Source organism: Thiohalophilus sp. (genome assembly GCF_031581315.1).
Lineage (GTDB): Bacteria > Pseudomonadota > Gammaproteobacteria > UBA6429 > Thiohalophilaceae > Thiohalophilus.
In genome coordinates, this window is sequence record NZ_JAVLAZ010000002.1 from 52,409 (window position 1) to 59,467 (window position 7,059).

Here is a 7,059-nt window from a genome sequence, read left to right on the forward strand (position 1 = left end):
CGCCTTTGGCGGCAAGATACAACCCGGCTGTGCAGTAGAAGAAAAAGCCTGTCTCTCGCAGGGCCGCTACGGCGCAAAGAAATCTGATTTGATTTACTTCTCAGCGCGTTCAGCGTCTCTGCGAGAGTATTATGGCCGCGCATGTGAATGGGCCGGGTTGATTGGATCCGTTGAGGTAACGTTCTGGTGCACCGACTCCGGTGCAATGCGCCAAAAGGAGGCAGGTTCAAAAAATAATACGGGTTTACCCGGATTTTTCCTGGCACAGCAATTGCTCAACCCTTTGCAATGAATAACGGTTTTATTCAATAGCAAAGCAAAGGGCAGAAATGAAACAACAACGCAAGTGGCTTGTGCTGGTAACAAGTGTGGCCGGTATCACACCGGTCATGGCGGACACGACGGCCGGGTTACAACAGTCAATGGATACTGTCTGGTTGATTACCGCCGGTGCCCTGGTGTTTTTTATGCAGGCCGGTTTTGCCCTGCTGGAAAGCGGTATGTCACGGGCCAAGAATTCCGTCAATGTGGTGATGAAAAACTACATGGATCTGTGTCTGGGCAGTCTCGCTTTCTGGTTAATCGGCTATGGCCTGATGTTCGGAGCCAATCCAACCGGTCTGCTGGGTCAGAGTCATTTCTGGCTCGGCAATGCCGAGCATATGGATTACAGCCTGTTGTTTTTCCAGACCATGTTCGCGGCCACGGCGGTGACCATCGCCAGTGGGGCCATGGCCGAACGGACCCGTTACGGGGCCTATTTAATCGGCGCGATCATTGTGTGTGCTGTGATCTATCCGGTCTATGGCAGCTGGGTATGGGGAAGCCTGTACGAGGGCAATGGCTGGCTGGCAGAGCTGGGTTTTATCGATTTTGCCGGATCGACGGTTGTCCATTCGATCGGTGGCTGGATCGCCCTGGCCGGCATCATCGTACTGGGGCCAAGACTGGGTCGCTACGATCAACAACGCAACAGCCGCCTGATTGCCGGGCACAATCTCAACAGTGTGGCGCTGGGTGGATTTATTCTCTGGCTTGGCTGGTTTGGCTTCAACGCCGGCAGCACCGCCAGCGCCGATGCGAGTATCGGCCTGATTGCGTTGAATACGCATCTGGCGGCCGCCGCCGGTGCCGTTGGCGCCCTGCTGAGTATGGGCTTAAGACGTAAACCGGTGCTGTTAACGCAGACCATCAACGGCGGTATTGGTGGACTGGTGTCGATCACTGCCGGGTGTGCCAGCATGGAACCCATGTATGCGGTCATCACCGGACTGATCGCCGGCTGGGTGGTTGTAGTCGGGACTGCACTAATGGAAAGACTGCGTCTGGATGATGTGGTTGGTGCCGTTCCCGTGCATGGATTCGCCGGCGCCTGGGGGACCCTGGCCGCCGGTCTGTTCCTGGCCGGGGATCTGTTCAATCCGGCCCAGGTGCTGGTGCAGGTACTGGGAATTCTGGCGGGATTTGCCTGGGCCTTTCCCGTGGCGCTGTTGATGTACGGTCTGATCCAGCTAACCCGTGGCCTGCGCGCCAGTAGCGAGGATGAACAGCGCGGGCTGGATTACAGCGAACATTACGAGATCGCCTACCCGGAATTCCAGGCCGCACCATTACATCAGGGCAAAAACCACTAACAGGGAGAGTGAGCCGATGGCAGCAACCGCATCCGAATCGCAAGAGAACAACAGCATGGTCATTCGCAAGCAGGCCATTATGGTAGGACTGAGTCCCTTCATGGCGCTGGAAGAATGTCGCCAGGCCGCTGATTACTGGGAGCAGCATTTCAGCCGGGCCCCCCGCTTTGCCATCCAGCAATTTATCAAGCAACTGGTGACTCCAGACAATCCGCTGTGGCCCTATCGCAAGGAGATGGTGCTCAATGTCACCAAGGTAATGGCACTACTGCCACGGGAGATCGAGGTACAGTATGCGAAATTGTTTCAGGGGGAGCCGGATTTTCCCGGCGCAGGTCAGGGATCCGATCAGGATCCGGCCCAGCCGGTTTTCGAGCAGCTCTATCAAAGCCTGCTTTCACGACTGGAAGAGGAGGATTATCCCACGGCATTGCGACTGCGCAAGTTTTTGCGCGAGAGGATGTTGCAAAACGGGTCTTTCAGTATGGAGACCCGGCGCCTGAACAGCTGGTTGCTGGGGATCGAGCCGATATTGACGGTGAACCTGCCGCGAGAGCAGATGCGGCGGATTGTGCATCAGGCGTGGCTGGGGTGTTGTGAGTATCTGGGGCCGGTGACCGCGGATCGGCTCCTGGGCCAGGCGGTGGCCGAGGCGGAACAAAAAACCCGCGGCGAGGAGCTCTCGCCGCGGGTTTTATTGTAAAACGCCAGTCGCTGTGATTCAGGCGGCGGCGTTGGCGTCATGTTCCTTGTGGTATTCCACCACCCGTTCGACTTCCTGCTTTGAGCCGAGTACGACCGGGACGCGCTGGTGCAGGTTGTTCGGCTGCAGTTCCATGATCCGCTCGCGACCGGTGGAGCTCATACCGCCGGCCTGTTCCACGATGAAGGACATGGGGTTGGCTTCGTACATCAGACGCAGTTTGCCGGTTACCCCCTTGGCTTTCATCTTCTCATCCATTGGATAGAGGAAGATGCCGCCACGGATCAGGATGCGGTGGACTTCGGCGACCATGGAAGCGATCCAGCGCATATTGAAATCTTCGTCGCGATCGCCAGCGGAGCCAGTGAGACACTCATCCACATAGCGTTTAACCGGGGGCTCCCAGAAGCGCATGTTGGAAGCATTAATGGCGAATTCACGGGTCGATTCCGGAATGGTCAGGTTGGGATGAGTCAGAATGAACTCACCGATATTCTGATCCAGAGTAAAGCCGTTGACGCCATTGCCGGTGGTCAACACCATCATGGTGGAAGGGCCATACAGAGCGTAGCCGGCGCAAACCTGTTCGGTGCCGGGCTGCAGGAAGTCTTCGGTGGTCGGATTCTGGCAGTCGCCCTGACAACGCAGGATGGAAAAGATGGTGCCGACCGAGACATTGACGTCGGTATTCGAAGAGCCGTCCAGCGGATCAAAAGTCAGTAAGTACTTACCACGCGGGTACTGGCTGGGAATGTGAGAGATTTCTTCCATTTCCTCGGATGCCATGGCGGCGAGATGGCCGGACCACTCGTTGGAACGCAGGAATACATCATTAGTGATGATATCCAGCTTTTTCTGATCCTCGCCCTGCACATTTTCAGTCCCGGCCTGTCCCAGTACGCCGATCAGATCGCCGTGGTTGACCAGGTTGGAGATCTCCTTGCAGGCGGTGACGATGTCGTTCAGCAGGGAGGTAAAATCACCCGTGGCATCCTTGATGCGACGTTGCTCCTCAATGATGAACTGGGTGATGGTGATTCTTCCGTCTCGCATAATTGCCTCGGTCTGTTCTCGGTTAAATTCTTGCCGTTGGCCCCGCGCAGCAGACAGCCGACAGGGCAAAGAATATAAGTATATCAATATTCACGGATATTCTGAACCAGAACGGTGACGAATCGCGCGGTCCCATTTTTAAAATAGGGTTATTTCAACAGGCTGTCGAGGTAGTCGAGGAACTCGCGGCGGGCGGTTTCACTGCTCAGGGCATTATTGTGTCCGGCCTGCTCCACCACCCAGCGCTGCTTGGGTTGCTGCGCGGCATTGAACAGGTCTTCACCGTGATGAGGCGAGATCACCGCGTCGTTGGCACCCTGAATGAGTAACAAGGGCACGGGTGAAATGTCGTCCACGGTATCGATCGGTCGATAGTCATCCGAGATAGTGAGCGATAAGGGGTATTGCAGTGGCCAGGTGAGCCACCAGTTGCCCAGCGCCTCGCGGGCAACCACGCGGTAGCTGGTAAACGCTCCTTCGGCGATCACCCCCTGCACCTGCGCAAAGTAGTCGGATTGTGGCGCGGCGGTAATGGCCAGCGAGGCTCCCAGGCTCTGGCCATAAACCACTACCCTGTTGGGATCGACCGGCAGTTCGGTAAACAAATAATCCAGTGCCGCCGGTACATCCCGGTGCAGGCCCTCCAGGGAGGGCTTCCCCTGGGAGTGGCCGAAGCCGCGATAATCGAACAGGAAGACGTTGTATCCGTAATGCGGCAACCACCAGACAGCGCGCAGGTGGGTGCTGATGTTCTGGGCATTACCGTGCAGAAAAAACACCGTGCCCCTGGCCGGCTCCGCGTCCACGGCCGGAATAAACCAGCCATGCAGCAGCAGATCGTCGGGCGTTCGGAAAAAATGGGCCTGACGATCAATGCCCAGATCCTCGGGTATCGGGTAATGAGGCTTTTCCGGGTGGAAGACCAGGTGATTACACCCCCCCAGAAGGAGCAAAAAAGGAATCAGCCACCACACTCTCATTTGAGATACCAGTGCCAGGAAAGGTTAATCGAATCCGTCGTCTGCCCGTCCGGACCGCGCCGCAGCCATTTCAGCCGTAGCGAACTGTTGCGGTCCCAGTGAAAGCTTTGCGCAATGCTGTGTTCCACATAGGTGAGATCCAGATCGTCGGCAAAACGCTGTGAACGGGAGTCGAGCTTGAACCGCCAGTGGGGGGTGATATCCCAGATCAGACCCAGACTCGGTCCAATGCCGGCCGACAGGCTGTGATCGAGTTGATCGTGTCCCAGCAGGGTGGCGTCGGCCAGGGTGTAGAATTTAACACGCTCGGAAAGGGAGAAGGCCAGACCGCCGCCGCCGTTAAGCGCAAAGACCAGCCGTTCATCGGGCGAAGCGTCGATGGGCCAGCGTTCCAGACCCATATTGAACTTCCAGGAGATCGGTTTGAAAAAGTCGTCCCGGCCCACCAGCGAGACGATATCCACCAGACGAAAGGCATGCACCCGGGTTTTATCCCGATCGAAATCGTGGCGCAGGCTCAGATCAAAAAAGTTGATCTGGGCGCCCTCGGTATAGCCGGCGCGCGGATCGAGCAGATCGTGATAGGCCGGACGCAGGCGCAGCTCGAGCACATCGCGATGATCGTCATTGACGTAGCCCAGGGCTAGACGGGATGAGCCGTGTCCCTGATCCAGGCGCACCGGCGGCGTCGGTACTCCGGGCATGCCCGTTTCGGTGGGAAGCTGATTGCGTTGCATGAGCAGTTGATAAGAAAGTTTGGCGATCGCATCGCGATCCGGCTCGCCCTGATTATGTCGATACTGGACATAATCATAGGCGGTTTCGTAGATCACGGCGCGCCGGCTCGGTTCCCGCTGTTGAAGTGACGGATCATCGACCGGCAGTTTGCCATCCGCCAGTTCCAGCACGGAGGTTTGTTCCTCTGCCGTGAGGCGGGAAAGGACATGCTGGATGCGCGTACGTTGCGACGGGCGATACAGGGCACGATCCAGCAGCGCTTCCTGTTTCAGAGCCACATGGACGGTATCCCCGGGAATGGCGAACCAGTCGAACTCATCGGCGGTATGCATGCCCGGCCGGGCGATGTCGAGCAGCTCGAGCAGGCGATAAGAACAGTTTTCCAGAAAAAAGTAATAGGCAAAATCGACCTGTCCAATTTCCCAGGCATGGCGCAGCAGGCGATCGATTTCCTCGGGGGTGAAATTCAGCTGGTATTCCCAGATATCGCGGTTTTCCATCTGGTTATACTGATTAACCTTATCGTAATACGGCATGATCGAAAAGCGCCCCGGATAACCTCCCAGGATGCCCTTGAAAGCAAACAGCACACCATTGGTTTCGTCGGTCTCCGCGGCATAGTTGATCGAATAGGAAAAAAGCCGGCTGCGCTCAGTTTGATCCTGACGATCGATACGGATTAGGGTATGGCCGAACATGGACGAAGGACTGTTGTCCGTCCCGGCCGGAAAGATCAGCGTCAGTCGATGGGGATCGATGGTGTCATACCAGTCAGTAAAGCGCTGGCAGGTGCGGGGTTCGAGTTTGTCCGGGTCAAAATCCAGTTGCGAGTTCAGCCAGTGATAACGGGCAATAAAACGGCACTGGGGATTTTGCTGCTGGTCGGTTTCCTCGAGATCGGAAAAGAAAGCCTTAAGGGTGGCGTTGAGTTCCGATTGGGGGTTGCGAGGTCCGTCCGCGGCGTTGAAAAAATTACGGTTGAGGACTTCACTGGTATAGCCACCGAAAAGATCCGGTTTGTAGTGAACGAGTTTCAGCCAGTAGGGATGTTGTGCCAGTTGCTGCTGTTCGGCGCGTTCGACAAGCTCATCCAGATAGGTATTGCTCCAGGCCTGGACGGGCAGTAACAGACAGAAGAGACCGAGGAATAGATAACGCAAACGCAGAAAGACAGCCATTGGTGAATTTTTGTTTTACCCATAGAAAAGCACCCGGTGAAAACACCGGGTGCCTGTGGTTTACCGCTGCGGGTTGAATTAAACCGCGTAGCGAGAGAGTACGTTGTCAGAGGCCATGACGTCGTTCAGCGAGGTCAGAACCTGCTCGGAAGTCACGTTCTCAGACGGAAAGATACGGGCGAAGTTTTCCTTGCTTGCCTTGAAGAAGGCCGGCTTGTGTTCGTCGGCAATATCCATCAGATCGGCCATGGTTTCCAGCGCTTCACCCTGACCCACGGACATATCGCGGGCGAGACGTTCCATGTTGGCGCCGGTAAAGGCATCGGCAGCGGCATATTGCTGGACGACGCCGTCACGGGCACAGCCGGCCGTACCGGATGAGATACCGAAAGTCTGGTTACCGAAGGTGCCGTTGGTGGTTGCGGCGAGTACCTGCTCGGGAACACCGTTCTTGCCTTCAAAAACCATGGAACCCCAGCCACAACCGACGTTGTTGGGTGCGGCACTGGCGGCGGAAACGACCATGACGGACAAGAAAGATGCAGTGATTAATTTTTTCATATGCGTAAGACTCCCTGTTGATTCTTGTAACCGGCCCTGGCTGCGAAATACAGCAGGAACCTGAACTTAAAGTAATAGCAGTGATTGTCAGTATGTCCAACAAAACCGGCCGAATAAGTTGAACAGGTTCACAAATAATGGAGTCTTATTTTTTGGCCGGGGCAAGGCGAGCCATCTCACCCTCAATAAACGTTTCGGCTTCGGATAAAATC

The 7,059-nt window shown here is 56.1% G+C and carries 7 protein-coding genes; 3 read left to right on the plus strand and 4 right to left on the minus strand.

The features are described 5' to 3' along the window. The 3 genes from RI563_RS00655 to RI563_RS00665 form a co-directional block, all read left to right on the plus strand. On the plus strand, window positions 1-292 hold a 292-nt coding region (locus RI563_RS00655), incomplete at its 5' end, for a hypothetical protein (protein WP_310692385.1). A gap of 37 nt (window positions 293-329) precedes the next feature. Continuing rightward, the gene (locus RI563_RS00660; RefSeq protein WP_310692386.1) at window positions 330-1,634 is read left to right on the plus strand and encodes an ammonium transporter; all 1,305 of its coding nucleotides are present in this window, start codon (window positions 330-332) and stop codon (window positions 1,632-1,634) included. Between the two features lie 16 nt (window positions 1,635-1,650). Next, the gene (locus tag RI563_RS00665) at window positions 1,651-2,337 is read left to right on the plus strand and encodes a hypothetical protein (RefSeq protein ID WP_310692387.1); all 687 of its coding nucleotides are present in this window, start codon (window positions 1,651-1,653) and stop codon (window positions 2,335-2,337) included. Window positions 2,338-2,355: 18 nt separating this feature from the next. Here RI563_RS00665 and RI563_RS00670 read toward each other — a convergent pair whose 3' ends face one another. The 4 genes from RI563_RS00670 to RI563_RS00685 all read right to left on the minus strand — a co-directional run bounded on the left by RI563_RS00670 (window position 2,356) and on the right by RI563_RS00685 (window position 6,847). Next, on the minus strand, window positions 2,356-3,390 hold the full coding sequence (locus tag RI563_RS00670; RefSeq protein ID WP_310692388.1) for a class 1 fructose-bisphosphatase: 1,035 nt from the start codon (window positions 3,388-3,390) through the stop codon (window positions 2,356-2,358). A 149-nt stretch (window positions 3,391-3,539) separates the two neighbouring features. Continuing rightward, window positions 3,540-4,370, minus strand: a complete 831-nt coding sequence (locus RI563_RS00675; protein ID WP_310692389.1) for an alpha/beta hydrolase — start codon at window positions 4,368-4,370, stop codon at window positions 3,540-3,542. Further along, window positions 4,367-6,286, minus strand: a complete 1,920-nt coding sequence (locus RI563_RS00680) for a DUF4105 domain-containing protein (RefSeq protein WP_310692390.1) — start codon at window positions 6,284-6,286, stop codon at window positions 4,367-4,369. The genes RI563_RS00675 and RI563_RS00680 overlap by 4 nt, the downstream gene beginning before the upstream one ends. Window positions 6,287-6,364: 78 nt before the next feature. Next, complete coding sequence (locus RI563_RS00685) at window positions 6,365-6,847, minus strand: DUF3015 domain-containing protein (protein ID WP_310692391.1); 483 nt, start codon at window positions 6,845-6,847, stop codon at window positions 6,365-6,367. Window positions 6,848-7,059: the final 212 nt, after the last annotated feature.